The sequence below is a fragment of the Candidatus Paceibacterota bacterium genome, assembly GCA_028718635.1.
Classification (GTDB): domain Bacteria; phylum Patescibacteriota; class Minisyncoccia; order Phycocordibacterales; family UBA9973; genus UBA9973.
Genome location: JAQULK010000001.1, coordinates 133,880 through 158,856, shown reverse-complemented (window position 1 = coordinate 158,856; position 24,977 = coordinate 133,880). Strand labels below are relative to the sequence as shown.

Genomic DNA, 24,977 nt, shown 5'->3' with positions numbered 1-24,977 from the left:
AAAGAAAATACAGTATACTTTACATATGGCAACAGTTTTTGATGAGGAAAAACAAAATAAACAATTAGACGAATTGCATAAACAAGAAGAAGAACAATTGGTGGCGACACTGGCAGAATCAAAATATAACCTGCCTTATATTAATCTTGCCCGCATTGGAATAGACAACGAAGCACTTCGCGCAATATCTGAAAAAGATTCGAGAGAATTAAACATCGCGCCTTTTAAGCTTTTTGGGAAAAATATTTTTATAGCACTACACTCCCCCTCCGACGATCTTATAAAAAAGTTAAAAGACGATCTGGAAAGAAAAAACCTAGTACCAACTTTTTATATGGTATCTACTGCAAGTATAAACAAGGTTTGGGATAGATATAAAGAAATTTCCATGGCAGAAAACTCTCTAATTGGTGGGATAGATATTTCTGGAGAAGTTTTAAGGGAAACATCAAAAAAAATAGAAAAAATGCAAGATATCCAAAAAATGGTTGCCGAGGCATTAGAAGGAAAAAAAATTCATAAAATTTCTCATTTACTTGAAATAATTTTAGCTGGCGCGATCGCGATTAAAGCTTCTGATATTCACATCGAACCAGAACAAGAAAGAAGCAGGCTAAGGCTTCGACTAGATGGAGTATTACAAGATACAAACTTTTTTGGATTAGACGTATATCGCCTACTTAATTCTCGTATTAAATTACTTTCTGGTATGAAACTCACTTCTAAAATAGCCCAAGACGGGCGTTTTAGTATTATTGAAGAAAAAGATGAGATAAATATTCGTACTTCTCTTATTCCCGGCGCTTATGGTGAATCAATCGTAATGCGTATTTTGGACCCGAAGTCTATCCAAGTAAAACTCGAGGAGCTGGGAATAGAGCCTTTTCTTTTCTCTATAATCCAAAAGGAAATTATAAAACCAAATGGACTCATCTTGGTTACAGGACCGACTGGTTCTGGAAAAACCACCACTCTTTACGCCTTTCTTCAAAAAATTTATTCTCCAGAAATAAAAATAATAACCATAGAAGACCCAGTAGAATACCATTTAATAGGCGTAACCCAAACCCAAACCAATGATGAAAAAGGTTATACTTTCGTGGAGGGCTTGCGTTCAGCGCTTCGCCAAGATCCAGATGTAGTGATGGTTGGAGAAATTCGTGATAAAGAAACCGCTGAGACGGCAGTCCAATCATCGCTTACTGGCCATATCGTCTTCTCTACTCTGCACACAAACAACGCAGCTGGTGTCATTCCCCGTTTGATCGACCTGGGAGTAAACCCTAAAATATTAGTTTCCGCCCTCTCCCTTTCCATTGCTCAACGATTGGTCCGCAAATTATGTATTTTTTGCAAGAAAGAAAAAATACCTAGTGAAGAAGAATTGAAAACCGTAAAATTAGTCATGGACAGTATAAAAAATGAAGGTAAAAATCTTTCAAATTATAATATAAATCCCGATGCGCCAATAAAATTATTTGGAGCAGTAGGTTGTGACAAATGCAATATGATCGGATATAAGGGCAGGATAGGAATATTCGAAGCGATAAAAACTGATGAGGCTATCGAAAAAATTATACCTGAAAATCCAAGCGAAAGAGAAATCAAAAAAGTGGCAAGCACGCAAGGAATACTTTCAATGCGCCAAGATGGTCTGGTAAAAATGTTAAATGGCATTACTTCTTTTGAAGAAGTGCAAAGCGTAGTAGACCTAAAAGAGGAATAAAAATTTAAATATACAAAGTTTTGCCTTGTATATTATTTATTTCTCCCTTAAAAACAAATTGCGCTTCCCCGCGAAGAATAATTTCTCCTTCTTTATTCTCTGATAAAAAAAGATTCCCGCCAGGAAATTCTAATGTTATTTCTTTTGTACTCTTTGCCTGCGTTAGGCAAGGCCTAACGCAGGCAAACACAGCACAAGCCCCTGTGCCGCAAGCTAGAGTCTCCCCACATCCGCGTTCCCAAACTCTTACTTTAAAATAAGTATCATTAACTTTTTCCACGAACTCTGCATTTATTTTATTTGGAAAATTAGAATCCGATTCTATTTTGGGGCCGATTTTAGATATATCAATTTCAGAAATATTTTTTATAAAACCAACAGCATGCGGATTACCCATCGAAACGAAATTAAATTTAATGTTTTCCAACACAAGAGGTTCTTTTGGGAAATCCTTATGAGAAAAAACTGGAATTCCCATATTCACAGAAAAACTTCCGTCTTTATTGCATGTTACTTTTTTTATTCCAGCCCTGGTGTCTATAAATAATTCTTTCTTTTTTGATTTTGTTAATTCTAAGAAAAATTTGGCTGTACACCTGATACCATTACCGCACATTTCTGCCAAGCTTCCATCCGCATTGTAATAATTCATAAAACAATCTGCCTTCGGGGACAGCTCAAGGAAAATTAATCCATCCGCCCCTATGCCCATGTGCCGATCGCACAAAAAAGCAATTTGCTCCTTTGGCATAGAAATATTTTTATTGATATTGTCTATCATAATAAAATCATTCCCAGCGCCGTGATATTTGTAAAATTCAATCATATTTATGATGTACGTATATTATAATTTAAAATTATCTCGAATACTTTTCACCGCTTTTTCGATATCCTTCGTGTGTCCATAGGAACTCAATCGCAAATAGCCTTCTCCTTCCATTCCAAAACCAACACCAGGGGTTCCAACAACATGCGCTTCATTCAAAAGCTTGTCGAAAAATTCCCAGGAGCTTAAATTCTTCGGATTTTTTATCCAAAGGTATGGAGCATTTTGACCGCCAAAAACTTTTAAACCAAGTTTCAATAAATTCTTTTTTATTATTGAAGCATTATTCATATAATATGCAACCATTTTTTTACTTTCTTTTCTGCCTTGAGAAGATAAAGCCGCCACGGCGCCTTCTTGAGCAATATTTGAAGCTCCGTTAAACATAGTTCCTTGGCGCCTGCTCCACAAACTATTAACTTTTCCCTTGGAAGTATTTTCAATAACTAAGTCCATCGGCACAACGGTCCAACCAAGACGAACACCGGTAAATCCTGACCATTTTGAAAAACTATTAATTTCAATGGCGCATTTTTTTGCTCCTTTTATTTCATAAATACTTTTAGGCAAGGATTTATCAGAAATATATTCCGCGTAGGCAGCATCAAAAATAATTACCGCTTTGTTTTTTATCGCATAATCAACAAAAGCTTTTAATTGCTTTTTGGTAGCCACCGAACCCGTAGGATTGTTTGGATTGCAAAGATAAATTATATCCACTTTTTGCTTTGGAGGAAAAGGAACAAAACCATTTTGTTCATTGCATTTCATATACACCAGACCTTTATATTTTCCATCAACATATTCACCAGTCCGGCCAGAAATAACTGTGGCATCTAAATATGCTGGATATACAGGATCTGAAATCGCTACAACATTGTCTGAGCCAAAAATTGATTGAATATTGGCCAAATCTGGCTTGGCCCCATCATTAACAAAAATTTCTTGTTTGCTAAAACTAATATTTTTTTCTTTATAAAAATTCACTAAAGCGTTCAATAATTCTTGATTCCCTTCTTTGCCTTCTGCGTCTTGATACCCTGTATATGTTTTAACATTGGCGAGTTTCTCAACTCCTTTTTTCAATCCTTTAATAATTGTCGGGGACAATGGTTCTGTAGTGTCGCCAACTCCGAGACGCATTACTTCGACGCCTGGGTTTTTTTCAATGAATTCTTTTGTGCGTCTTGCAATCTCACCGAACAAATATCCTCTCTGTAATTTATCAAAATTTTTATTTATAGTGGCCATAAATATTATTTTAAATTAATTTTGATTCTTTTAAAGTTTTCTCTATCAAAACCCTGTTCTTGTCCTCAATAAGAGTAAGCGGTAGCCTAAAACTTTCTTCAATCTTTCCCATCAGAGCCAAAGCTGTTTTCACTGGAATTGGATTAGATTCGACAAAATTAATATTCATTAATTTTAACAAAAGATAATGCAATTTCCTTGCCTCTTTTAAATTATCTTTGATAGCCAAATGAATCATTTTAGAAAATAATTTAGGAACTTCATTGCAAACAACAGAAATACAACCTTTCCCGCCGAGAGCAATGCACGGCAAAGCCAAAGAGTCATCTCCAGACAACACTACAAAATCTTTTGGGCCATTTTTTTCTATTTCATTAATAATTTCCATCATTTGGCCGAAGGAACCTGAAGCTTCTTTGACTGCTTTCACTTCTGGTACCTCTCTCGCAATTCTTACAATGGTTGCGGGAGAAACATTTGATCCAGTTCTTCCCGGAACATTATAAATAATAATGGGTAGGTTTACAGCTTTGGCAATTTCTTTAAAATGAAGCACAAGGCCATTCGGAGTTGGTTTATTGTAATAAGGAGTTACGTGAAGCAAGGCATCAGCCCCTGCTTTTTTCGCTAAGATAGAAAGCTTGATTGCTTTTTTAGTATCATTCGAGCCTGCCCCTGCGATAACTGGAACTTTTTTAGCCTCGCCCGTACGGCTATGGCCAAGGGAAACCTTTTGAACAACTGTTTTTACAACAATACTATACTCCTCCTCATTTAAAGTTGAAGCCTCTCCTGTTGTGCCGCACACTACTATCGCATCCACTCCGCCAGCTAATTGATAAGCAACCATTTTTTCTAAAGCAGGTAAGTCCAATTCTCCATTTTTTTTAAATGGCGTAACTATTGCGGGGATAGAACCAAAAAATTTTACGTTTTTCATATTTTTAAAAAATTATTTATAATATATCTTCAAAAGAATAAAATCCTTTTTTACTCTTTATAAACTCCGCTGCCAGCAATGCTCCTTTGGCAAAACCAACTCTTCCATAAGCTTGATGAGAAAGAGTTATACCGTCAGCATTACTATCAAACACAACTTCATGGAAACCGGGATTTCTGCCCCCGCGGACTGAAGCAAAATGAAGCTCGCTCGGGTCAATTTCTCTGTCTAATTTTTCCACTTGAATTGATTTTTTTGCTGGGAAATTTTCTAAAATTTTACCAGCGATTTTCAAAGCAGTGCCAGAAGGGCTATCTGCTTTCATTTTATGATGAATTTCAAATCCATATACATCATATTCAGGAAATTTGGCAAAAAGAGAAGAAGCGGAAGCTACCATTTTAAAAAAAATATTAGCTCCGATTGAAAAATTTGCTCCGTATATCAAACCTATTTGATATTTATCAACTATTTTTTTAACTGTTTCGATGTCACCATACCATCCAGTAGTGCCTATCACTAAATTCTTTCCAAGCTTCGCGACTTGTTCTATGTTTTTTATCACTACATCTTTTGATGTAAAATCAATTGCGATATCTGCTTTAGCTATACCCTCCACATCCAAAGCATCATCTATATTTTTAAAACTGATTGAAACTACTTCGAAAACATCAGACTCTTCACACAGAGCATTAATTTCTTTTCCCATTTTCCCAAAACCGACTAAAGCAATTTTAATTTTGTTTTTCATAATTGTTATTAAATTATACTACTAATGAGACCTTTTGTTTTGTTATGGACCAATCCATTGCTAGCAATGATTCCATGGGTCTTAATATTTAAGACTTTGCCATTAAAATCGGTAAATTTTCCTCCAGCCTCTTCTACTAAAAGTTTCCCGGCAAACTCTGGAAACGTGTCCTCGTTAAAAGAAATAGCCACATCAGCTCTGCCGCAAGCAATATAGGCATAATGCACTCCGAGAGATCCTAAAATTCTTACCGTATGCCCATTTTCCGACATTGCTTCTATTATTTTTAATGCTTTTTTCCTATAAGGTTTTGGTGGGGTTAAGTATGGGCCAATTAAAGGAAAAAAGTCTTTCTGGCGATTAGAAACATAAATTCGTTTATTGTTTAAAAATGCGCCTTTCCCTTTTTCTGCGGTAAACAGTTCCTTATTGGTGGGATCATAAACTACCGCAAATTTAATTTCTCCTTTAAATAAATGACTTACAACTATTGAATAGTGAGGCATTCCATTAATGAAATTTATCGTATTGCTGATTGAATCGATAATCCAAATATTATCATTCGGTTTAAAAACATTATTTATATTTTCTCCATATACTGAATGGTTTCCAGGAAAATTATTTATCATATCCATAAGCTCCTTTTCTATTTCTATTTCTTTTTTTGTCAGCCATTTTTTATTTCCCTCTAAGTTAACGGCGCGACCAGAAATTGCTGGAAGCGTGTCTCCGATTTTGACTATTTTTTTAACTATCTTTTTATACATAAATACTTCCTATTACATTAATATAATGACAGCTTAGTTTAATAACACTAAATTTTTTAACATTTACTTAAAGATTTTGACTTTTTGTAAAATCTGTTAGAATTATAAATATGATCAAAATACAACCCATTGTGCAAGATATTGTACTAAAAGAGCTGGAAGCTTCCATCGCTCTTTCGAATGGTTATATGAACATGAGCAGTTATGCGCACCGCATCCGTCCGAGAGTCGAAGCACTTACTAAAAAACAAGTAACTATTACCAGTTTGGTTGTTTCTTTATCACGCATTCGAAAAGAATTAAAAAAAGAACATCCTCTTATTTGGGATGTTCCAATAAAAAATATTACTACAAAGCTCCCCTTGTCGGAGATAATCTACGAGAACACTCTCAAGCTTATAGAAGAACTCGAATCGCTTCACAAAAATATATCCGTATCTCAGGAAGATTTTTTTACCACCACTATCGGTACTGCCGAGGTTGATATTATATGCTCCTCCAATTTAGAAAATAAAATTTTGAAGCATTTTAAAGTGAAACCAAAAATTATCAATCACAATCTGGCTGCTATTGGAGTTTCGTACGGTCCGGAAGTTTTTGAAATGCCAAATGTTTTCTTCTCGCTTCTTTCCGTCACTGCTCGCGCCCGGATCAATTTGGAAGAACTAGTTTCCACGCCTACTGAATTAATTTTTATCGTTGCCGAAAAAGATTTCGGGCAGACTGTCGCTTTGTTCTCTCTATTGCACAGAGAAGCGAATAAAAAAGAAAAATAAGAACAAAAAAAGCATTAATCTCTAAACAATCCTTTCAGAGCTGAGCTCCGAAAGTAATAAAATATTATAGGATAGCTCCAGAAACTAATTAAAGCCCCAAAACGTCCTACGCAAATTCATATAACCTATGGCTGATTGCTTAGAGATTAATGCCTTATTTAAATATCAACAAAAACTTTCTCTTTTGTAATTATACTATATGCTTAATCAAGCAAATGCTATAATGTTGATAGCTATGTTGATACCCTGTTGATAAATGTACTACGCTCACAATATAGCATATAATAAAATCAATGTCAATCCCGTTAGAGGCAGAGGGTCGCTGCGAGCCCTCGCGGCCTCTAACGGGATCAACCAAAAACCCATATGAATAAAGACATAAAAAAAGAAACAACAGATGACTCTTTTCTAGATCAGACTCTCCGCCCCACGAAGTGGAATGAATATATCGGCCAAAAACACATAAAAGACAATGTAAAAATCTTGTTGCGGGCGGCTCTTGAACGCGGACACACCCCCGAACACATTCTTTTTTACGGACCTCCAGGATTGGGAAAAACTACCTTAGCGCATTTAATTGCCAAAGAGACAGGCAGACAGATGAAAATCACTTCTGGTCCGGCAATTGAAAAAGTTGGCGACTTGGCTTCCATCCTGACAAATTTAGCGTCTGGCGATATTCTTTTTATCGACGAAATTCATCGGCTCAATAAAATGGTTGAGGAAATACTTTACCCTGCGATGGAGTCCGGGGTTTTAGATATTATCATCGGCAAAGGTCCTTCGGCGCGCACCATCCAGCTCGACTTGCCACCTTTTACTTTGATCGCGGCGACTACCAGAGTAGCAATGGTTTCTTCTCCGCTTCGTTCCCGTTTCTCCGGCGGAGTTTTTAGATTGGAATTTTATTCCAATGAAGAAATTGGAGAAATAGTAAAAAGATCAAGCAATCTTTTAAAAATAGTTTTAGATGAAGATGCTCTAAAAGAAATAGCCAAGAGAAGCAGATTTACTCCCCGCACAGCAAATTACTTTTTGAAACGCTGTCGGGATTTTGCTCAGGTATATGAGAAGAATAATAAAAAACTTTTGAACCAGAAAACCGTGAGAGATGCGCTAAATATGCTCGCCATTGATGATATCGGCTTGAATTCTTCTGATAGAAAATTTTTAGAAATATTAATTGAGAAATTTAATGGCGGACCAGTGGGGTTGAAAACTATTGCTGCGGCAATGTCGGAAGAAGAAGCGACCGTAGAAGAAGTCATCGAGCCATATCTAATCCAGCTAGGTTTACTAGAGCGCACCGCCCGCGGAAGAATAGCCACAAATAAAGCTTATGAGCATTTGGATTTTGATGTTAAGAAAAATCAAGAAAAATTATTATGATTCCCGTTAGAAGCCGCGGTCGCAATTTTAATAATATTAATTTAAGTAGTCACGGTCTGACCGCGACCTGCTTCTAACGGGATGATGATTTTAGGGATAGATCCAGGATATGAGCGATTGGGAATAGCAGTGCTAGAACGAACCACTGAGGCAACCTGCCCATCCGGCAGGCGGGGACTTCAGGGTAAGGAAAAAGTAATTTTTTCCAAATGTTTTAAGACTCCGGCTAAATTAGAATTTAGTGAGCGTTTACATTTAATAGGCACAGAGGTCAATAAAGTAATTAGCAAATACAAACCAGAAATTTTAGCTATTGAAACTTTATTTTTAAATACTAATCATAAGACAGTGATGAAGGTCGCTGAAGCGCGCGGAGTAGTGATATACGAAGCCTCCTGTGCAGGACTAAAAATATTTGAAGCTTCTCCTCCCCAAATAAAAATTGCCACTACTGGCTATGGAAAAGCCAACAAAGAACAAATAATAAAAATGGTAAAAATTTTGGTGGATATAGATAAAATAAAAACATCTGATGATGAATTGGATGCTATCGCTATAGCTCTGACAGCCTTTGCACACATAAAGTTTTAGTTATCCCCCACACCTTTCTTGATATTATTCTACTTTTTCAGTAAAAATATTATTTTATTAATATTTTCTCTTAAAAAACTATCCTGCTTAACGTTTTATTTAAAGAATAAAAAGTGATATCAAGAAAGGTGTGGGGGTTATCCACATTTGCTATTGCCAAGCTTTTTATATTTTGATACAAAGTAGGCATTAGCAGGTAATAATAATCCCAGTAGTAGAATAAATTCACTACGGGACAAGAAAATAAATTTTTATGTACGATGAGGATGAAGAAATAAGAGATAACTTCAAGTTTGGAGCAGACGAAGACGAACCGCTAGATATGCTTGATGATGATATAAGTGATTTCGGACTGGATGAAGAGGATCCGGACAGGGATAGATAAAGTATAATACAAAAAAAACAACTAGGTCAGACCTAGTTGTTTTTTATTTAAGAACTATTTTTACAAATCTTTTCTTTCCAATTTTAAGTGTTAGATTTTCTGATATTTTTATATTTTGATCAGTGATATTGCTGTGTTTGGTTAAATCATGAATTGCATTCCCTTCTACAAGCCTTCGCCATTCTCCTTTGGAAGCTAAAATTTTATTTTTCACCAAAACCTCGCTCAAAAAATCTCCCTTTTCGCATTTTATTTCTTCCATTTCCTCTGGAATCTCCTTTTTCTGAAAAGTATTCACAAAATTCTCTTCGGCTTTTTCAGCATCTTTTTTAGAATGATAAAAAGAAATAATTTTTTTTGCTAGTATTTTTTTGAACTTCATCGGATTTTCTCCGTTTTTTAAAGAATCTTCTACTTTATTTATCTCTTCTAAACTCATATCTGTTGTAAGTAAAAAATATTTAGTAATAAGTTCATCTTTTAAAGACATAATTTTCCCAAACATTTCGTCCGGAGAATCAATAACAGAAATTATATTTCCCCAAGACGAAGACATTTTGCGCCCGTCTGTTCCTTCAAGCATTGAGAGAACCATAATATCTTGTTCTTTTTGGCCGTATCTTCTTTGAACTATTCTTCCAGCTTTTAAATTGAAAAGCTGATCAAATCCGCCAATTTCAACATCTGCTTTAACAGCTACGCTATCGTAGCCCTGTAAAGCAGGATACATAAACTCAACCATAAAAACATCTTCACCTGCATCTAATCTTTTTTTGAAATTTCTTCTTTTTGTCATTTGCTGAACAGTAAAACATTCCAAAAGTTGACCTATTTCCGGTATACTCATTCCTTTCAACCATTCTGAGTTATATCTGACTTCCACATTTTTCATATCCAAGATGAGAGAAATTTGTTCTAGATATTTTTTTAAATTGCTTTTTATTTGTTTATCAGTTAGCATTGGTCTTTTTTCTAATTTATCTGAAGGGTCTCCAATTTTTGCAGTAAAATCACCGATAATGAGAACGATATGATGACCTAAGTCTTGAAAAGCCTTAAGTTTGAGAAGTGTTACCGCTCTGCCGAGATGAATAAAAGGACTAGTTGGATCAATCCCAAGCTTAATTCTTAATCGTTTTCCAGAAAGAAGTTTTTTTCTTAAATCTTCTTTTACAAAAACATCTTCCACCCCTCGTGTTAAAATTTCATCTATTTTTTTTTCATCTGTAATTATCTTCATGTTTCTGGATTCTAACACATTTTCTGCTATAATTCGACCAATGTGGAGGAAATTGAAAAAGTTGTATAAAAACAAAAGATTGTTCAGAAATATACTACTGTTGAGCGGCGGTCTTTTTATTTTTTTATTTGGAATACTTGTTATTTTACTATCTTCTTTGAGAATCCCTGATTTCCATGCTTTTGAAGCAAGAAAAATTATGAATTCTACCCAGATATACGATCGCACAGGAGAAATTTTACTTTATGACATCCACCAAGATATAAAAAGAACTGAAATACCTTTTGAACAAATGGGTTCAAATATAAAAAATGCAACAGTTGCTATAGAAGATGCCCAATTTTACACTCATGGCGGGGTTAAGATAACTTCCACGATTAGAGCTCTTTTTTCCAACATCTTTCACATTGGGATAGGCGGAGGCGGTTCGACTATAACTCAGCAATTGGTAAAAAATACTCTTTTAACAACAAATCGAAGCTATATCCGAAAAATAAAAGAATGGGTTTTGGCAATCAAGATAGATAACTCTATGCCAAAGGATAAAATCCTCGAGGCTTATTTAAATGAAATTCCCTATGGGGGAACTGTTTATGGCATACAAACCGCCAGTAAAACTTATTTCAATAAAAACGCAGTTGATTTAACGATAGCGGAAGCTGCTTATTTGGCATCTATTCCAAATTCTCCATCGAAACTTTCTCCGTATGGAAAAAACAGGGCCAGTCTGGATGCTCGAAAAAATTTAGTGCTCTCTAGAGAATTAGAACTTGGGTTTATTACAAAAGAAGAATACGACCAAGCAAAGAGCGAAGTGGTGACTTTTGCTCCGCAAGCTATTATGGGTATCAGAGCGCCGCATTTTGTTTTTTGGATCAAGGATTATTTGGAGCAAAAATACGGGACTGATGTAGTGGAAAATGGCGGACTGAAAGTTACTACCACCCTAAATGCGGATTTACAAGACAAGGCAGAACAAATTGTAAAAGATGGAGCATTACAAAACGAAAAAGATTGGAATGGGAGCAATGCGGGACTGGTAGCGGAAGACCCAAAAACAGGACAAATTTTAGCAATGGTAGGCTCTAGAGATTATTTTGATAAAAACATAGATGGAAATTTCAACATAACGACTGCCACTCGACAGCCTGGATCGTCTTTTAAGCCTTTTATTTATGCTACGGCCTTCAATAAGGGCTTTACTCCGAACACTGTGTTGTTTGACCTGCCAACAGAATTTCAATCAACCTGTAACGCTTATGGAAAAGCTCTCCCAGGACACAATCAAAGTGATTGTTATATGCCAGACAATTATGATGGAAAATTTCGCGGACCAATGAGTCTGCGAGATGCATTGGCCCAATCAATCAACATTATCGCGGTAAAACTTTTCTACTTAGCTGGACTTTCTGATTCTCTAAAAACAGCAGAAAATATGGGTATCGGTACTTTAAAAGATATAAATCAGTATGGTCTTACTCTTGTTATTGGAGGCGGGGAAGTTTCGCTTTTAGATATGACCTCAGCTTATGGGGTATTTGCAAACAACGGCATAAAAAATTCATACACTGGGATATTGAAGGTTGAAGATTCTCATGGCAAAGTCTTAGAAGAATTTCAACCTAAAACCCAAGAAATTTTACCCAAAAATACCGCTTTAACTATTTCAAATATTCTTTCAGATGAAAAAGCTCGCCAACCGACTTTTGGAGTACATTCTGTTTTGTATATTCCCAACAGAGATGTAGCAGTTAAAACTGGAACTACAAATAACAACAAGGACGCCTGGACTATTGGGTATTCCCCGTCTATTGTGGTGGGTGTTTGGGCTGGAAATAATGACAATAAGCCAATGAAAAAGGGAGGCGCGGCAGTGGCAGGGCCGATTTGGAATAAATTTATGACCACCGCCCTCGCAACACTTCCAAATGAAACGTTTGAAAAACCAGATCTTAGTACCGACCCGACTAAAGTAAAACCTGTTCTCCGAGGACAATGGCTCGGAAATGAAAACTTTTTTATAGATAAAATTTCTGGTCTTTTAGCCACTCCTAATACCCCAAAAGAAACTATGCAGGAAAAAGTAATAACAAATGTACATTCAATTTTATATTGGGTGGATCGAAATAACATTTTAGGGCCATCGCCATCGAATCCAAATAATGATTACCAATTCAGCCATTGGGAAATACCAATACAGAATTGGTGGGCCCAAAATAAAGGGAAATATCCAATAACAACTTGGGGTGAAAAACCAACTGCATCTGATAATGTGCACACTCTCTCATCAAAACCAAAAGTTTTGATTTTGGAACCAAATGATACGACAAATTATTCACCGGATCAAAAAATAAATTTAAAAATTTCAAGTTCTGGAGTTTATCCTTTACAAAGGATAGATGTTTTTATAAATGGAGTTTATTTAGAAACCATAAAATCTCCTTTTAATTTTTCCTTCATACCAAATGAATTGGAAGCCGTGCAAGGTGATAATGAATTGAAATTGATTTCTTATGATACTGTTTCAAATAGCAATGAAACTAATTTGACCTTTAAAGTAAGCCTGTAGGAGTTCTTTTACCGAAAGATTCCTCAAGTTTTGAAAAAATTTTGTCTTTTTTTATAAAAATTTCATTTTTATAAATTGGTTTGATGTTCAAATAAATTATATTATTTTTTACCTGTATATCTTCTGATTTTATTTCTGTTTTAATTATTTCAGAAATAGTTTTTCTAATAATTTCTTTTTTAATTTCTTCTCCTAGAAGAATATTATTGAATCTGATTAATAAGTCCTTGATTTCAATCATTTTATCATCTATTCATTGGCATTATAAGATAAGTAAAAGATGGATCAGAAACAGGAGAGATAACCATGGCACGAGAATGTCCGGACAATTTTATAGAAACACTATCAGTGTTTATTGATTGGAAACAGTCTAGAAAATATTTGTAATTAAAACTAAGTTCGGCGTTTTCTCCTTTTATTACTGCATCTAAATATGTTTTATTTTCTCCAATATCATTATTAGCGGAAGAAAGTTCAAAAACTTTTTCTTTTGGTGCGACTTTAAGGTTTACTTGATTAAATTTATCTGAAAAAACATTAGAAAGTTTTAAAGCATTCAATAAATCCTGTTTTAATACCACTACCTCTGTAATAGAATCTTTGGGGATAATCTGCCTATAATCAGGAAAAATACCGTCAATTATTCTAGATGTTAAATATACCCTATCGGATGAAAAAGAAATTTGATTTTTATTAAAACACACTTTTATATTACCCTTAATTTCTCCAAAAACTTTTAATATTTCTCCTATGTTTTTATACGGTAGAATAATTCCGCTAATTTCGTCTAGACCTTTTACTTTTACTTTCTTCTCAGCTAATCTAAAAGAATCTGTGGAAACAAAAATTAAATTATCCTCATTGGTATATATATAAACACTTGAAATCTCAGGTTTTATATCTGAAACAGAAGAACTATAATAAACTGCTTTTATACCATCGATCAATTTGCTTGATTCTATTTCAAAACTATTCCCGGTGACTTTTGGAATTGTTGGAAAATCTTCACAAGGCTGGCTTTTTAGTTTTATTTGGCTTTTTTTGGTTTTAATCAATAAATTCCCGTCTATATCTTCAAAAAACACATTTTCATTTTGAGAAACATTAGAAAAAACAGCGTTTAATATAGAACCAGAAATGGCTAAAGTACCTTCTTTTTCTATTTTTACAGGAATTTCGACTTCAATTCCAAGATTTAAATTTGTGGATCTTAGTTTTAGTGAATTTTTGGAAGCAATTAGTAAAATCGAACTCAGGATCGGCAAAGTTAAATTTTTTCCAGTAATTCTTTCTACTTGAGAAATTGCGTTTTTAATTTTTTCCACTCCGCATTCTAGTTTCATATGTTTATATTTTATATATTTAATTTATTAGTAATATTAATGATGTTAATAAGTGTATAAATATGTTTTATATTGGTTAATATTATGATTTTTAAAATTTATTTTTTTAATTTAAGTCTAATAACTTTCTAATAACTATTTTAAATTATTTAAACAAAATTCTTATTTGTTCCAATTCTTGTATTAATTGCGGATCATTTTTTAAATCTTCTTTTATTTTTACACACGAATGCATCACTGTAGTATGATCTTTTCCACCTAATTTTTGCCCTATGAGTGGATAAGAGACACTGAAATCTTCTCGAAGCAGATACATTATAACTTGTCTAGTTTTTACGATTTCTTTTTTTCTAGTTTTTTCATATATAGACATTTCTTCTAGTTTATAATACTCAGCCACAATTTTTACGACATCTTTTATTGCTATATTCTTTTTTGGTTTCATACTATTTTTCAACAAATTTTTGACTTCAGGCAGTGCCGGAGCCTTATTTTTAAGGCGATATTGGCAAATAATAAGATTCAGGATCCCTTCAAGTTCACGGATATTCCCTTGGATAGATGACGCGACATATTCAATTACATCTTCATCTAAGACTATATTAAATTCACGAAGCCTTACTTTTATAATCGCAAGGCGAGACTCGTATTCCGGCTCAGTGACATCTACTATCATTCCTGCAGCAAAACGTGATTTTAAACGATCTGCTAGTTCTGGAATGTAATTAGGGTGCTTATCAGAGGAAAAAATAATTTGCTTATTGTTTTCATAAAAAGTATTAAATGTGTGGAAAAGTTCTTCTTGAATTTTTTCCATTTTACCGATAAATTGAATATCATCTATGATCAAAAGATCATATTTGCGGTATTTTTCTTTGAAAGAATTTGCCTTATTACTCTGAAGGGAGTTTATAAAATCTGTCGCGAATTTTTCCAGAGTCATATAATGCACTTTCTTATGGGGATATTTGTCTTTTACTGAATTTCCTACAGCTTGAATTAAGTGAGTTTTTCCGAGACCAGTACCGCCGTAAATAAAAAATGGATTATATTTAGTCCCCGGAGACTCTATGATTGCCTGAGCTGCCGCATAGGCGAGTTCATTGAAAGTTCCCACGATGAAAGAGTTGAAATGGTAGCGAGGATTTAGATTATTCTCCGGATTAATATATAAATCTCTCAAAGGTAGTTCTTTTTCTATAGTTTCGCTTGTTATTGTTTCTTGTTTAGAATTTTCTATTTTTGTAATTACATATTCCACCGCGCGCATATTTTCATAATTTTCAGCTATGGTTTTGGTTATAAGCTTATGATATTTATTTATAAGCCAATCACGAACAAATTCATTTGGCACTCCTATATAAACAATCCCGTTTTCTTCTTTTGCAATAGAGGTATTTTTAAACCAAGTGCTAAAATTTGCCTTAGACATATCAGACTCAATTTTTAGCAAACAGCTTTTCCACAATTGATTTGTGTTCATAGTTCCATATTATACTATTTCTAAAATAGAAGACATCTTTGAAAGCTTATTAACTCTGTTGATAAACTGTGGATAAAACTCAACCCCTCCTGACCTCCCCTTGTCAAGGGAGGAAAAATTTTGTAAGTCCCCTTGATAAGGGGGATTAGGGGGTTGTATTTTTATAATTTTTATTATAGACTCTAGTAATGTCAGTTACATACCAACCTAAAAAAAGAAAAAGAGCCAGAGCTCACGGGTTCTTGGTTAGATCTAGAATAAAAACAGGAAAGAAGGTCTTAAAAAGAAGACGTCAAAAGGGCAGAAAAAAACTCAGTGTTTAAGTTGGTTTTATATGCTACCTAAAAAGAATAGAGTAAGCACTAAAGAAGTCGATAAAATCTTTAAAGAAGGAAGATTTCTTATTTCTCCCAGTTTTACTTTTAAATACACCCAAAACCCCAATAAAGAAGTAAAAATTTCCTTTATTGCGCCAAAAAGTGTAGCCAAACTCGCTGTTAAGAGAAATTTACTGCGACGTCGAGGCTATACAGCTTTATCTAAATACATAGACCAGTTCCCTCTCGGAATCATGGGAGTCTTTGTTTTTAAAAAATATCAAGCTTCGCCCGTAGGGCTACAGCCGAGGGACGATATCTCTGCTATAGAAAATGAAATTAAAACAATTCTTTCAAAACTTAATTAATCCCGTTAGAAGCAAGTCGCCCCAGGGTGACTGTAGCACTCGCTTACTAGCGAGGGCGGCTTCTAACGGGATTAATTTTTATCAAAAAAACATTTCAATTTTTTTGAAAGCGAACACTTGTGTTTTTTATCCATCTTGTTCTGAATACACCAAACAAGCGATAGAAAAATATGGCGCATGGAAAGGAATTTATTTAGGGTTGAAACGCATTCTGCGTTGCCATCCTTGGCAAAAAAATCACATTGATTCTGTGAAGTAAAATTTTGCTAAAAATTTTACTTCGGGGTAGAATGGACGAATGCTTACAAATATTTGGAATACCGTTTTATATCAACCACTTTTAAACGCTTTGGCTTTTTTGGTGTCTGTTGTCCCTGGCGGAGACGTGGGGGTGGCAGTTATAGTTCTTACCATTCTTGTTAAAATTATTCTCTTTCCTTTATCCCAGAAATCCATTGAAAGTCAGGCAGAAATGAGCATTTTAACTCCCGAGATTAATAAAATAAAAGCCAGTGGCGCTTCCAAAGAAGAACAAGCAAAACAAACATTCGAATTATACAAAAAACACAATACTAATCCTTTTTCAGGGTGTCTTTTGGTTTTGATCCAAATTCCAGTTATTTTTGCCTTATATTACGTCTTTTTCAAAGGTATAAACTTTGAAAGCGGATTGCTTTATTCTTTTGTTAAAGTTCCCACTCATATAAATATGATTTTTCTTGGTTTCCTTGATATAACTAAAAAAAGTTTAGTTTTAGCAATTTTAGCTGGTGTTTCTCAATATTTACAAGCGCACTTTATGCCTAAACCTGTTCTTTCTTCAGGAAATGACAAAGCTTCTTTTTCTGATAGTTTTGCTAAAAGCATGAGCGTGCAAATGAAATACGTTTTTCCGTTCATTATTGCTTTAGTCGCTTATAGTATTTCTGGAGCAGTAGCGCTTTATTGGATTACCAGCAATCTTTTTATGGTAGGCCAGCAGATTTATGTAAAAAGAGAGAAAAATTTCAAAATTGTGATCCGATAGGAATGGATCCCGTTAGAAGCCGCGATCGCAATTTAAAAACAAACAAAACATGAAATCAAATATTAATAAAATTAATAACTTAATATGGCAGATACGCGAGTTGATCGCGATCTGCTTCTAACGGGATGGAAAAAGAAGAGATTCAAAATTTAATAAAAGACTTAATTGAAAAAACTACAGTAAAACTAAATGGAATTTCAATAGTTGATGATGGGCATAAAAATGTATGGGTTTCCATAGAGGTTGTCGAGCCACATTTCTTTATTGGGCGTGATGGTGAGGGTTTGCACGCGTTAAGCCACCTTGTTCATAGAATAATAGAAGCTAAGACCCCCCCGCCCTTCGGGCACTCCCCCTTAGCAGGGGGAGAAGGGACCCCCCTCCCTGCCAAGGGAGGGGTTGGGGGAGGGTCTGTTATTATAGATATAAACGGTTTTCAAAAAAAACATGTTGAGAATATCCGTGCAATAGCCCATATGATGTCTGAAAGAGCGAGATATTTTAAGTCTAATATAGAAGTTGACCCAATGTCAGCCTTCGAACGCAGAATCGTTCATGAATTTTTATCTGAATCAAATGACCTTAAAACCGAATCCATAGGTTTCGGGCGCGATCGCCGAGTGGTGATCAAATACGTGGGTGGAATTTAGCCCCCTCTCCTTAATAAGGAGAGGGCTGGGGTGAGGTGAATTAATTAAGAACCCCCTCACAGTCTCCCCCTTATTAAGGGGGAGAGGAAATACGAAACCCTTTCTAAATTTTATATTTTATTTTAAATTCAACTCCCATAGGAAAGAATCCTTTTTGTTTACAAAAAATAAATAGTTTTCTCCATCGTCCAGCGCTAATTTAGTGCTATCAATATCTTCTCCGCCGTTTATGTCGGCTGGATCCGCAATCATAGTCGCATTTCCAGTTTTAACATCTATTTTCCAAATTTGATCCGAAAAAGAAACTTCTCCTTGATACCAACTGTCCGGGTATTGACCGTTTCCATAAGATTTTGGCACTCCGCAATAAATAACTTCACTAGTTTTATTCCAAACACATTTTTCCGCCAATGTTTTTACTCCCAACGTATCGGAAACCTTTGTGTTCGAGTGAAAAATATTAAGAGATAAATTGTTATCGCTATAAAGAGCCAGTTTTCCATTAGGGCTAATGAGGGTGGTAAGCCCATTTATGCCGCCCAATATTTTATGAAAATTATAATTTTTATTTGTCGGATCCATAACGTACATATATCCCGGAATTTGAGCAGAAGGTTTAGTGGTAAAAGTAATCATCTTGCTGGTTAGGAATGAGGACAACCATTCTGTGAAAGGAGAATTAAAAACTTGAATCTTTTTATTATTTAATAAATTAAAAGTAGCGCCAGTTACTCCATCTGCTTGAGTTTTTCCACTTAAAAACATATAAAAGAGACTTTTGGAATCGCTTGACAAACTCACATCCTTTGTATTTTCTGGAAGAAATACTCCTTTTATTTCATTACCAACGGTGCTATCTGCGCCAAGAACCTCTTTTGGCAAAGTTCCCACAAAAGTTATGATTGTTCTGCCATCCGGTTTCAAGTATCTCATGATTACTGAGTTTCCTTTGTTTCCAAAAAATGCTTCATACACTTGAGGTATCATTGTTGTCGAAAATTGCTTCTCTTCTATTTTGTCTGCAAAGGTTTGGTAAATATTTCCTGTGGCTCTTTCCACATACCTCAAAGCTGGCATAAATTCAGTTTGGGGCGGAGTTGGTTTGGTTCTCTCTCCTCCTTTTGAAGGAGGAGAGCCCGAAGGGCGAGGTGGTGCAGAGTTATCACCACCCCCTGCCCCCTCCTCCGAAAGGAGGGGAGGAACAGTCACATCCTTTAATCTTTCTTTAGAAAATACAGTAAACCCTGCAATTGGCATGCTTGAAACTTTTTTCAATTTTGCATCTATATCTGCAGAGGTGGTATTTGGTTGATCTCCAGAAATATCAATTGGGGTTGTTGTGTCGGCAGGAGGTTTTGTGGTGTTTTTTCCAAATGGGTTAAATTGTGAAATAAAATTTGTGCCCGTGTTGTCCTCCCCTGGCGTGTTGGTTCCTGGGTTGAAATAAAAATATCCGAATAATGCAATTATTCCTATTATTACAACTATTATTAAAAGTATAAAATTTCTTTTTGACATAAAAATGTGGTTAAATTATAGGCACTTTGAAAGATTGCTGTTCGCGTTCCAGTCGCCATAGTTCGGTCTCTTTTTTATTAAACATGCGGCAGCCGAGACACTGCAATTAAAATTATTAGCAGCGTTCTTGCATTGTTCCACAATCGGAGAACCAGGTTTAGGATTACCATTTTGGAATCCGGCGGCACAACCAGGCGGATAAGGCGGTGCTCCGGCGTCGCGGCAAACCTGGCTTGTAAAACATCCAGCATTCCCTTGTAATGTTATCTGGAAAGGTCCATACGCAGAGGACCCATTCCCCCAAGCGTAGTTTTTGACTGATTTACAACCGCTTTCTATTCCACCTATGCAAGCGAGTGTATGTATTTGAGCATTACTAAGACCGGCGTTTGCCGCAGCAACTGCATTTTCATCACAGTTTGTACCACTTGCTTGTCCTTTTCCACCGAGGGGAACAATATACGTTGAAGGAGAGAGTGCAAAATTTTGTGCAGTTACCTCCACTGTCACATTTTTTAAACTCGATAAACTACTATCGAGTAATTTAGGATTTATGGTATTGAGAATCGTCCAAGCGCCAAGGGCTAAAATAAGACCAAAAATTGCATGCATAATTCTGTCTTTACCCGCTGCTTTACTTGAAATCAATTCGCTCGTCATATATTCAATGCCACCCATTACGATCATTACCACTGCCAAGACAGCGCAGATGCCTATAATGAGCTTTATCATTACGTTTAAATAATCACTTAGGGCTTCAGGATGTGTAGGATCATTAATCTCAATATCATTTCCTCCTTCTGGATCAGGAAGCGGAGCTAAAAGTTGATAGGTTGCATCTTTGGGAGTATCTTCTGCGAAAATATGGCGAGCAGGAGTAAGAAATCCAAATAATAAAAATGTTAGATATGTTAAGGCTATTATTTTTTTAAATATATCTTTCTTCATCATTTAAAAATTTACATTGATTTCCTTAACGGCGCTTTCAAAAATTTTATCGGCATTATTAATTTCTAATCTTATTTTAGAAGTTCCGGAAGTTCCCACTTGTGCTTGAAGTGGCAGTATATTTTTCCTATAACTAGGCACATTTATTGTTTGGCTATTTATAAACCAATCAAAAGTGACTAATGGAACTCTGATGTCGCGAGGTGAGAAAAAATACGGCGCTGCCTCAATGATTTCATTTCCGAGAATTTTATATCCATCAGCGAGTGCTTGTTCCCAAATCGTTCCCAGCTTGGCGTCATTTTTGTAAAAAATAATTTTTGGTTCTTTCATTCTTACGTCTATATTTACTGTTGAGGAAAATTTCTGATCAGTGGTTCCGGCTGTCACTCCGATGTTGTTTGAGTTTTCAAGATAATCATTTACATAAGTAAAAGTATTTTTTCCATAACCGGAACCATCTTGGTTGCTGGTGTAATCTTTTTGCCAGGCGTAAGTCAGATTTTTAGGATTTATAAAATTAGAGCCAGATTTTATTTCTGGTAAGGCAACTACTTTTACTAAACTATCAGGCGAAGGTAATGCTTTGCCTTTATAAAACGGAGGTGTATAAGAATCCAATGCTTCGGAAAGCAACACCATTGCCGAGGGTCTTATTATTACCTTTGTATCTACTGCGCCATCTGGCAAGGAAGCAGTGGCGATGACGCTTGTTTCCCCTCCAGCGCTTGGTGCATTAAGAGAAAAAGATTTCTTGCCAATCCCAGAGGAAACATTCTTGCCATTTACTGACCAAGATATTAAAACTATGTCTAAATTATTAACATAGCTTTTTAAAGAAATATTTACGTTTTCACCAGGGGCTGGATTTTCTGGTGACACATTAACTAAAACATCATCCGACGAAACTGCTTTTGCGGCGAGCGGTAAAAAAGTTCCTAGTATCGCGATTGTTATAAGAAAATTTAATGTTAAAAACCTAAGTCTCATAGTTTTATTATACCATATCCTTCGCCTCCTGCTCCTCTCTGGCTTTTTTGTTTAATAATATTTGCGAAGGATCAGAGGTAATGATCTGGTCCTCAGTATAAGAAGAAACTATTTTTATAGCGACGTGCTTTAATCCTGCGAAAAATATACCCTCCCCTAGTCCGGATTCTAGAAGCAAATATTTTTCCTCATCAGTGAGGTTGAAGGTTTTTTGCAGAATATCAATAGTGGTAGGCGATTGTTTCAAGAGAAGTTGAATGGAAGAGTTGGTGATTATTGGTACGCCATATGGAGATTTCATAAAGTCAGCTGCGTCTTGGGTAATAGTGGAAAGACCTAAATAATATTTTCTGCCTCTTTTTGCGATTGAATAAAGAAATGAAGCCGTATCTTCAGATTTCATCATCCACCAGGCTTCGTCCACTACGAGAAGTCTTTTTTTAAGATTCTTTCTTATCGCATTCCAAATGTAATGCATTATGATATACATGGCTACCGGTTTTAATTCGTCTTCCATATCACGGACAGAAAAAACCACGAATTTTTTGTTGATATCTACATTAGACGGTCTATTTAAGAAGGTTGACCAAGAGCCTCGGGTGTATTTTGCCAGTCTGGCGATGACCGAATCGCTTCCTTCCATCCCAGAGAGCACCATTTCGAAATCTGAAAGAAGAGGAGGTTCGATGTTTGAAAAATCTGATTCCGGGGTGATGTCTTTCATAGCATAAGTTTCTGAAATAGCTCGGTCCACCATTGAATCTTCTTCCGGGGTGAGTCCGCCTAGCATCAGCCTGAAAAGCCCCACTAAGTTTATAATATTTGAACGCAATACATCCTCCACTGTTTCATCTTCACGAGGTATTGGCAAATCAAAGGGATTTAAATGGTGATCTGAGGAAAGTGAAATATTAAAATAGCGTCCGCCGACAGTTTCAGCTAAAAATTCGTACTCTCTTTCTGGATCTATTACGATGACATCAGTGTCAAACATTAATGATCTTAAAATTTCTAATTTTGCCGCATAAGATTTTCCAGAACCTGATTTAGCAAAGGTCACGGAGTTATAATTCTCTAAGCTGAACCGGTCGAAAATAACGAGGGACGAGTTATTTCTGTTGATACCGTAAAGTATTCCTTTGTCGGAAGTAAGATCAGAGGAAATAAATGGAAAAACACTAGAAAGAGGCTCAGAGTTTAATTTTTGATGGATGTTCAATAAGTCTGTTTCTATTGGAATAACGCTTTTAAAACCCTCTTCTTGCTGGAAAAGCGCCGGCTTGATGTATATGAGCTTCGATTCGAGCATTGATTTTATTTCATTTTCAATTTTAAATAGCTCTAATTCATTATCTGCATAAATCGTAATGTAAACTCCCACATCGAACATCTTTTCTTGCGCTTGGATCAGATTATTGCGAAGCCCTTCCAAATCTTCATAAGCAGTGTCCAGCATCGGGTCGCGTACCATCCCTTTTGCTTCTCGGACGCTTATCTGGCTTTGAACTTCAGCCACTTTTTTCTGGAATTGCCGCAACATGAGAGAAGTGTCTATGGGGTGGATGAATATTGAAATATCAAAAATTTTATCCAAATTGATTATCGGAGAAAACCAATTATCTGTTAAATATCTCGGATAAGATATTATAAAAAAAGTACGGGCGATTTTGTTTCCTAAATTTATGGATTTCGGGTCAATTTTTAAGGCTGACGGCGCTATGACATCTTGAAGTTCAAGATTGGCAGACTCATAGATCTTTTCCGGCAAGACGGCCAAAACAGAAGCTTGTGTTTCTTCATTATCGTCTCTTTTTTCTTTTCCAAATAATTTTTTAATGTTTTCTAAGATACTCATTTTATTTTGCATTAGCGCCTTAGGCTCTCAGAGAGCCTAAGGCGCTCGATGCTATTCTACTTTAATCTTCCCTTCTATCTCTCCCGGATTGAAAACCTTATAAAATACTTCCACTACTTCTTCGGTGCCGAGCTGCGCTGAATTTATACCGCAACTAGAGAGTCCTTGCTGAATGACCGCCACTCTTTCTTCCAATTGGGATCTTTTTTCTTCAAAGGCTATTTGTTTGGCAGCTTTTATTTCTTCTTTATTTTTTCTAGAAAATATTTTATCCAAGATTCCAGAGTCTGATTTTAAGGCAGTGTGAGTGTAAGGCACTACTACAAAAAAGTTTTTGGTCATTATTGCCACTGAGTCAGTAAAATTTCTGATGAAGTCTATATATTCTTTGGTTTGTAATTTTAAAAGAGGCTCATTTTGCACCTTGATTCTGTTTTCCAAAAGCAAAAGATACGGTCTAATGTCCAGTCTTCTTGATTGAATCGATATTTGCACAGAAAAATCCAAAGTGTTAAGAAAATTTTGGAATTGCATTATTGTTGCCTGTTGTTCGTCGGAAGATTTTAAGGCTAAGTTGACAGAATTGGCTAGGACAATAGCTCGCAGTTCGTCGTTTTTTAATACAACGATTCCATCGCGGACTTCCTTGATCGGGACAAATTCTTGAGTTGCTTTTGCGTTTAAGGCCATCCCGTTAGAAGCAGGTCGCGGTCAACAGACCGTGATTATGCTTTGTTATTCTATTAATTTTTATTTTTCTATTTAACATATTTATATTTTTTAAACTGCGACCGCGGCTTCTAACGGGATTGTTGCTTACTCAAGTCCAGCACATCTAAACTCCAAGCCAAGTCTCGTAACTTGCTCCCACTCAACGGGGAACTGCCTGGATGCATCATTTGAATTTTGTTTACCCCTCCCAAACCCTCCCCGAAGGAGAGGGCTCCTTCTCCTTTGGAGAAGGCGGGGGAAGAGGTGGTTTTATTTGCTTTTTTCTTCCAAATATAAAGTTTATTTTGGGTAAAATACTTAAAACCTGATTCTATTATATTAATAAATGGTTTATTATTTGGTTTGTAAAAAGTAAGAGCGAGCGAAAATCCCGCGACAGCTAAAATGGGTATTATTCCTAAAATAAGACCCAGCAATTTATAAAGAATAAAACACAAGCCTGCCCCGCCGGCTAAATAAACAAATTCCCTAAAAGTAAAAGGGCCGAATATTTTATCTTCAATGTCTAAAAATTGTGGAACTTTGAATTGCATCC

General features: G+C 35.6%; 26 protein-coding genes. 11 read left to right on the top strand and 15 right to left on the bottom strand.

Annotation, left to right across the window (positions count from 1 at the left end):
• The first annotated feature begins 25 nt into the window (after positions 1 to 25).
• Positions 26 to 1,726: a GspE/PulE family protein gene (locus PHT16_00785; protein ID MDD5720972.1), complete on the top strand. Its 1,701-nt coding sequence runs from the start codon at positions 26 to 28 to the stop codon at positions 1,724 to 1,726.
• 4 nt (positions 1,727 to 1,730) lie between these two features.
• On the opposite strand, the gene dapF is transcribed toward PHT16_00785, so the two are convergent.
• Genes dapF through PHT16_00760 form a run of 5 tightly spaced genes read right to left on the bottom strand, consistent with a single transcriptional unit; the run spans position 1,731 to position 6,261 of the window.
• A complete protein-coding gene (dapF, locus tag PHT16_00780; GenBank protein MDD5720971.1) occupies positions 1,731 to 2,552 on the bottom strand; it encodes a diaminopimelate epimerase in 822 nt (273 codons plus the stop codon).
• 18 nt (positions 2,553 to 2,570) lie between these two features.
• Entirely contained in the window at positions 2,571 to 3,803 is a 1,233-nt protein-coding gene (locus tag PHT16_00775) for an LL-diaminopimelate aminotransferase (protein MDD5720970.1), read from the bottom strand.
• A 10-nt stretch (positions 3,804 to 3,813) separates the two neighbouring features.
• A complete protein-coding gene (gene dapA / locus PHT16_00770; GenBank protein MDD5720969.1) occupies positions 3,814 to 4,743 on the bottom strand; it encodes a 4-hydroxy-tetrahydrodipicolinate synthase in 930 nt (309 codons plus the stop codon).
• Positions 4,744 to 4,759: 16 nt separating this feature from the next.
• Entirely contained in the window at positions 4,760 to 5,494 is a 735-nt protein-coding gene (dapB, locus tag PHT16_00765; GenBank protein ID MDD5720968.1) for a 4-hydroxy-tetrahydrodipicolinate reductase, read from the bottom strand.
• Between the two features lie 8 nt (positions 5,495 to 5,502).
• Entirely contained in the window at positions 5,503 to 6,261 is a 759-nt protein-coding gene (locus tag PHT16_00760) for a hypothetical protein (protein MDD5720967.1), read from the bottom strand.
• A gap of 110 nt (positions 6,262 to 6,371) precedes the next feature.
• On the opposite strand from PHT16_00760, the gene PHT16_00755 reads away from it, so the two are divergent.
• The 4 genes from PHT16_00755 (at position 6,372) to PHT16_00740 (ending at position 9,402) form a co-directional block, all read left to right on the top strand.
• Positions 6,372 to 7,037: a hypothetical protein gene (locus tag PHT16_00755; GenBank protein ID MDD5720966.1), complete on the top strand. Its 666-nt coding sequence runs from the start codon at positions 6,372 to 6,374 to the stop codon at positions 7,035 to 7,037.
• 366 nt (positions 7,038 to 7,403) lie between these two features.
• Positions 7,404 to 8,426, top strand: a complete 1,023-nt coding sequence (gene ruvB / locus PHT16_00750; GenBank protein ID MDD5720965.1) for a Holliday junction branch migration DNA helicase RuvB — start codon at positions 7,404 to 7,406, stop codon at positions 8,424 to 8,426.
• Between the two features lie 81 nt (positions 8,427 to 8,507).
• Positions 8,508 to 9,017 (top strand): crossover junction endodeoxyribonuclease RuvC, encoded by a 510-nt coding sequence (locus tag PHT16_00745; GenBank protein ID MDD5720964.1) that lies wholly within the window; start codon positions 8,508 to 8,510, stop codon positions 9,015 to 9,017.
• Positions 9,018 to 9,270: 253 nt separating this feature from the next.
• On the top strand, positions 9,271 to 9,402 hold the full coding sequence (locus PHT16_00740; GenBank protein MDD5720963.1) for a hypothetical protein: 132 nt from the start codon (positions 9,271 to 9,273) through the stop codon (positions 9,400 to 9,402).
• 43 nt (positions 9,403 to 9,445) lie between these two features.
• Here the strand turns inward: PHT16_00740 and tyrS are convergent, their stop codons facing one another.
• Positions 9,446 to 10,642, bottom strand: coding sequence for a tyrosine--tRNA ligase (gene tyrS, locus PHT16_00735; GenBank protein MDD5720962.1), 1,197 nt, complete (start codon positions 10,640 to 10,642; stop codon positions 9,446 to 9,448).
• On the opposite strand from tyrS, the gene PHT16_00730 reads away from it, so the two are divergent.
• Positions 10,641 to 13,211 (top strand): PBP1A family penicillin-binding protein, encoded by a 2,571-nt coding sequence (locus PHT16_00730; protein MDD5720961.1) that lies wholly within the window; start codon positions 10,641 to 10,643, stop codon positions 13,209 to 13,211. The two genes, tyrS and PHT16_00730, sit on opposite strands and share 2 nt — an antisense overlap.
• Here PHT16_00730 and PHT16_00725 read toward each other — a convergent pair.
• From PHT16_00725 to dnaA, 3 genes are all read right to left on the bottom strand, one after another.
• Positions 13,195 to 13,452, bottom strand: a complete 258-nt coding sequence (locus tag PHT16_00725) for a hypothetical protein (protein MDD5720960.1) — start codon at positions 13,450 to 13,452, stop codon at positions 13,195 to 13,197. The two genes, PHT16_00730 and PHT16_00725, sit on opposite strands and share 17 nt — an antisense overlap.
• A gap of 4 nt (positions 13,453 to 13,456) precedes the next feature.
• Positions 13,457 to 14,554 carry a DNA polymerase III subunit beta gene (dnaN, locus tag PHT16_00720; GenBank protein ID MDD5720959.1) on the bottom strand — a complete coding sequence of 366 codons (1,098 nt, stop codon included), beginning with the start codon at positions 14,552 to 14,554 and terminating at the stop codon, positions 13,457 to 13,459.
• Positions 14,555 to 14,699: 145 nt separating this feature from the next.
• Positions 14,700 to 16,037: a chromosomal replication initiator protein DnaA gene (gene dnaA / locus PHT16_00715; GenBank protein MDD5720958.1), complete on the bottom strand. Its 1,338-nt coding sequence runs from the start codon at positions 16,035 to 16,037 to the stop codon at positions 14,700 to 14,702.
• 188 nt (positions 16,038 to 16,225) lie between these two features.
• Here dnaA and rpmH point away from each other — a divergent pair, with 188 nt between their 5' ends.
• From rpmH to PHT16_00690, 5 genes are all read left to right on the top strand, one after another.
• Positions 16,226 to 16,360 carry a 50S ribosomal protein L34 gene (rpmH, locus tag PHT16_00710; protein MDD5720957.1) on the top strand — a complete coding sequence of 45 codons (135 nt, stop codon included), beginning with the start codon at positions 16,226 to 16,228 and terminating at the stop codon, positions 16,358 to 16,360.
• Between the two features lie 11 nt (positions 16,361 to 16,371).
• The gene (locus tag PHT16_00705; protein ID MDD5720956.1) at positions 16,372 to 16,722 is read left to right on the top strand and encodes a ribonuclease P protein component; all 351 of its coding nucleotides are present in this window, start codon (positions 16,372 to 16,374) and stop codon (positions 16,720 to 16,722) included.
• Complete coding sequence (gene yidD / locus PHT16_00700) at positions 16,718 to 16,981, top strand: membrane protein insertion efficiency factor YidD (GenBank protein ID MDD5720955.1); 264 nt, start codon at positions 16,718 to 16,720, stop codon at positions 16,979 to 16,981. The genes PHT16_00705 and yidD overlap by 5 nt, the downstream gene beginning before the upstream one ends.
• A gap of 39 nt (positions 16,982 to 17,020) precedes the next feature.
• A complete protein-coding gene (locus tag PHT16_00695) occupies positions 17,021 to 17,749 on the top strand; it encodes a YidC/Oxa1 family membrane protein insertase (GenBank protein ID MDD5720954.1) in 729 nt (242 codons plus the stop codon).
• A gap of 125 nt (positions 17,750 to 17,874) precedes the next feature.
• Complete coding sequence (locus PHT16_00690; protein ID MDD5720953.1) at positions 17,875 to 18,399, top strand: hypothetical protein; 525 nt, start codon at positions 17,875 to 17,877, stop codon at positions 18,397 to 18,399.
• 117 nt (positions 18,400 to 18,516) lie between these two features.
• Here PHT16_00690 and PHT16_00685 read toward each other — a convergent pair whose 3' ends face one another.
• The 6 genes from PHT16_00685 to PHT16_00660 all read right to left on the bottom strand — a co-directional run bounded on the left by PHT16_00685 (position 18,517) and on the right by PHT16_00660 (position 24,975).
• Complete coding sequence (locus tag PHT16_00685; protein ID MDD5720952.1) at positions 18,517 to 19,917, bottom strand: hypothetical protein; 1,401 nt, start codon at positions 19,915 to 19,917, stop codon at positions 18,517 to 18,519.
• 15 nt (positions 19,918 to 19,932) lie between these two features.
• Entirely contained in the window at positions 19,933 to 20,868 is a 936-nt protein-coding gene (locus PHT16_00680; protein MDD5720951.1) for a pilin, read from the bottom strand.
• Positions 20,869 to 21,855, bottom strand: a complete 987-nt coding sequence (locus PHT16_00675) for a hypothetical protein (protein ID MDD5720950.1) — start codon at positions 21,853 to 21,855, stop codon at positions 20,869 to 20,871.
• Positions 21,856 to 21,862: 7 nt separating this feature from the next.
• A complete protein-coding gene (locus PHT16_00670) occupies positions 21,863 to 23,710 on the bottom strand; it encodes a DUF87 domain-containing protein (GenBank protein MDD5720949.1) in 1,848 nt (615 codons plus the stop codon).
• Between the two features lie 51 nt (positions 23,711 to 23,761).
• Entirely contained in the window at positions 23,762 to 24,400 is a 639-nt protein-coding gene (locus PHT16_00665; protein ID MDD5720948.1) for a hypothetical protein, read from the bottom strand.
• Positions 24,401 to 24,510: 110 nt separating this feature from the next.
• Positions 24,511 to 24,975: a PrgI family protein gene (locus PHT16_00660; protein MDD5720947.1), complete on the bottom strand. Its 465-nt coding sequence runs from the start codon at positions 24,973 to 24,975 to the stop codon at positions 24,511 to 24,513.
• Positions 24,976 to 24,977 lie beyond the last annotated feature (2 nt).

Coding starts and splice junctions, on each gene's coding strand:
- PHT16_00785 (MDD5720972.1), top strand. CDS start 26: ATGGCAACAGTTTTTGATGAGGAAAAACAAAATAAACAATTAGACGAA.
- dapF (MDD5720971.1), bottom strand. CDS start 2,552: ATGATTGAATTTTACAAATATCACGGCGCTGGGAATGATTTTATTATG.
- PHT16_00775 (MDD5720970.1), bottom strand. CDS start 3,803: ATGGCCACTATAAATAAAAATTTTGATAAATTACAGAGAGGATATTTG.
- dapA (MDD5720969.1), bottom strand. CDS start 4,743: ATGAAAAACGTAAAATTTTTTGGTTCTATCCCCGCAATAGTTACGCCA.
- dapB (MDD5720968.1), bottom strand. CDS start 5,494: ATGAAAAACAAAATTAAAATTGCTTTAGTCGGTTTTGGGAAAATGGGA.
- PHT16_00760 (MDD5720967.1), bottom strand. CDS start 6,261: ATGTATAAAAAGATAGTTAAAAAAATAGTCAAAATCGGAGACACGCTT.
- PHT16_00755 (MDD5720966.1), top strand. CDS start 6,372: ATGATCAAAATACAACCCATTGTGCAAGATATTGTACTAAAAGAGCTG.
- ruvB (MDD5720965.1), top strand. CDS start 7,404: ATGAATAAAGACATAAAAAAAGAAACAACAGATGACTCTTTTCTAGAT.
- PHT16_00745 (MDD5720964.1), top strand. CDS start 8,508: ATGATGATTTTAGGGATAGATCCAGGATATGAGCGATTGGGAATAGCA.
- PHT16_00740 (MDD5720963.1), top strand. CDS start 9,271: ATGTACGATGAGGATGAAGAAATAAGAGATAACTTCAAGTTTGGAGCA.
- PHT16_00730 (MDD5720961.1), top strand. CDS start 10,641: ATGTTTCTGGATTCTAACACATTTTCTGCTATAATTCGACCAATGTGG.
- tyrS (MDD5720962.1), bottom strand. CDS start 10,642: ATGAAGATAATTACAGATGAAAAAAAAATAGATGAAATTTTAACACGA.
- PHT16_00725 (MDD5720960.1), bottom strand. CDS start 13,452: ATGATTGAAATCAAGGACTTATTAATCAGATTCAATAATATTCTTCTA.
- dnaN (MDD5720959.1), bottom strand. CDS start 14,554: ATGAAACTAGAATGCGGAGTGGAAAAAATTAAAAACGCAATTTCTCAA.
- dnaA (MDD5720958.1), bottom strand. CDS start 16,037: ATGAACACAAATCAATTGTGGAAAAGCTGTTTGCTAAAAATTGAGTCT.
- rpmH (MDD5720957.1), top strand. CDS start 16,226: ATGTCAGTTACATACCAACCTAAAAAAAGAAAAAGAGCCAGAGCTCAC.
- PHT16_00705 (MDD5720956.1), top strand. CDS start 16,372: ATGCTACCTAAAAAGAATAGAGTAAGCACTAAAGAAGTCGATAAAATC.
- PHT16_00695 (MDD5720954.1), top strand. CDS start 17,021: ATGCTTACAAATATTTGGAATACCGTTTTATATCAACCACTTTTAAAC.
- PHT16_00690 (MDD5720953.1), top strand. CDS start 17,875: ATGGAAAAAGAAGAGATTCAAAATTTAATAAAAGACTTAATTGAAAAA.
- PHT16_00685 (MDD5720952.1), bottom strand. CDS start 19,917: ATGTCAAAAAGAAATTTTATACTTTTAATAATAGTTGTAATAATAGGA.
- PHT16_00680 (MDD5720951.1), bottom strand. CDS start 20,868: ATGATGAAGAAAGATATATTTAAAAAAATAATAGCCTTAACATATCTA.
- PHT16_00675 (MDD5720950.1), bottom strand. CDS start 21,855: ATGAGACTTAGGTTTTTAACATTAAATTTTCTTATAACAATCGCGATA.
- PHT16_00670 (MDD5720949.1), bottom strand. CDS start 23,710: ATGAGTATCTTAGAAAACATTAAAAAATTATTTGGAAAAGAAAAAAGA.
- PHT16_00665 (MDD5720948.1), bottom strand. CDS start 24,400: ATGGCCTTAAACGCAAAAGCAACTCAAGAATTTGTCCCGATCAAGGAA.
- PHT16_00660 (MDD5720947.1), bottom strand. CDS start 24,975: ATGCAATTCAAAGTTCCACAATTTTTAGACATTGAAGATAAAATATTC.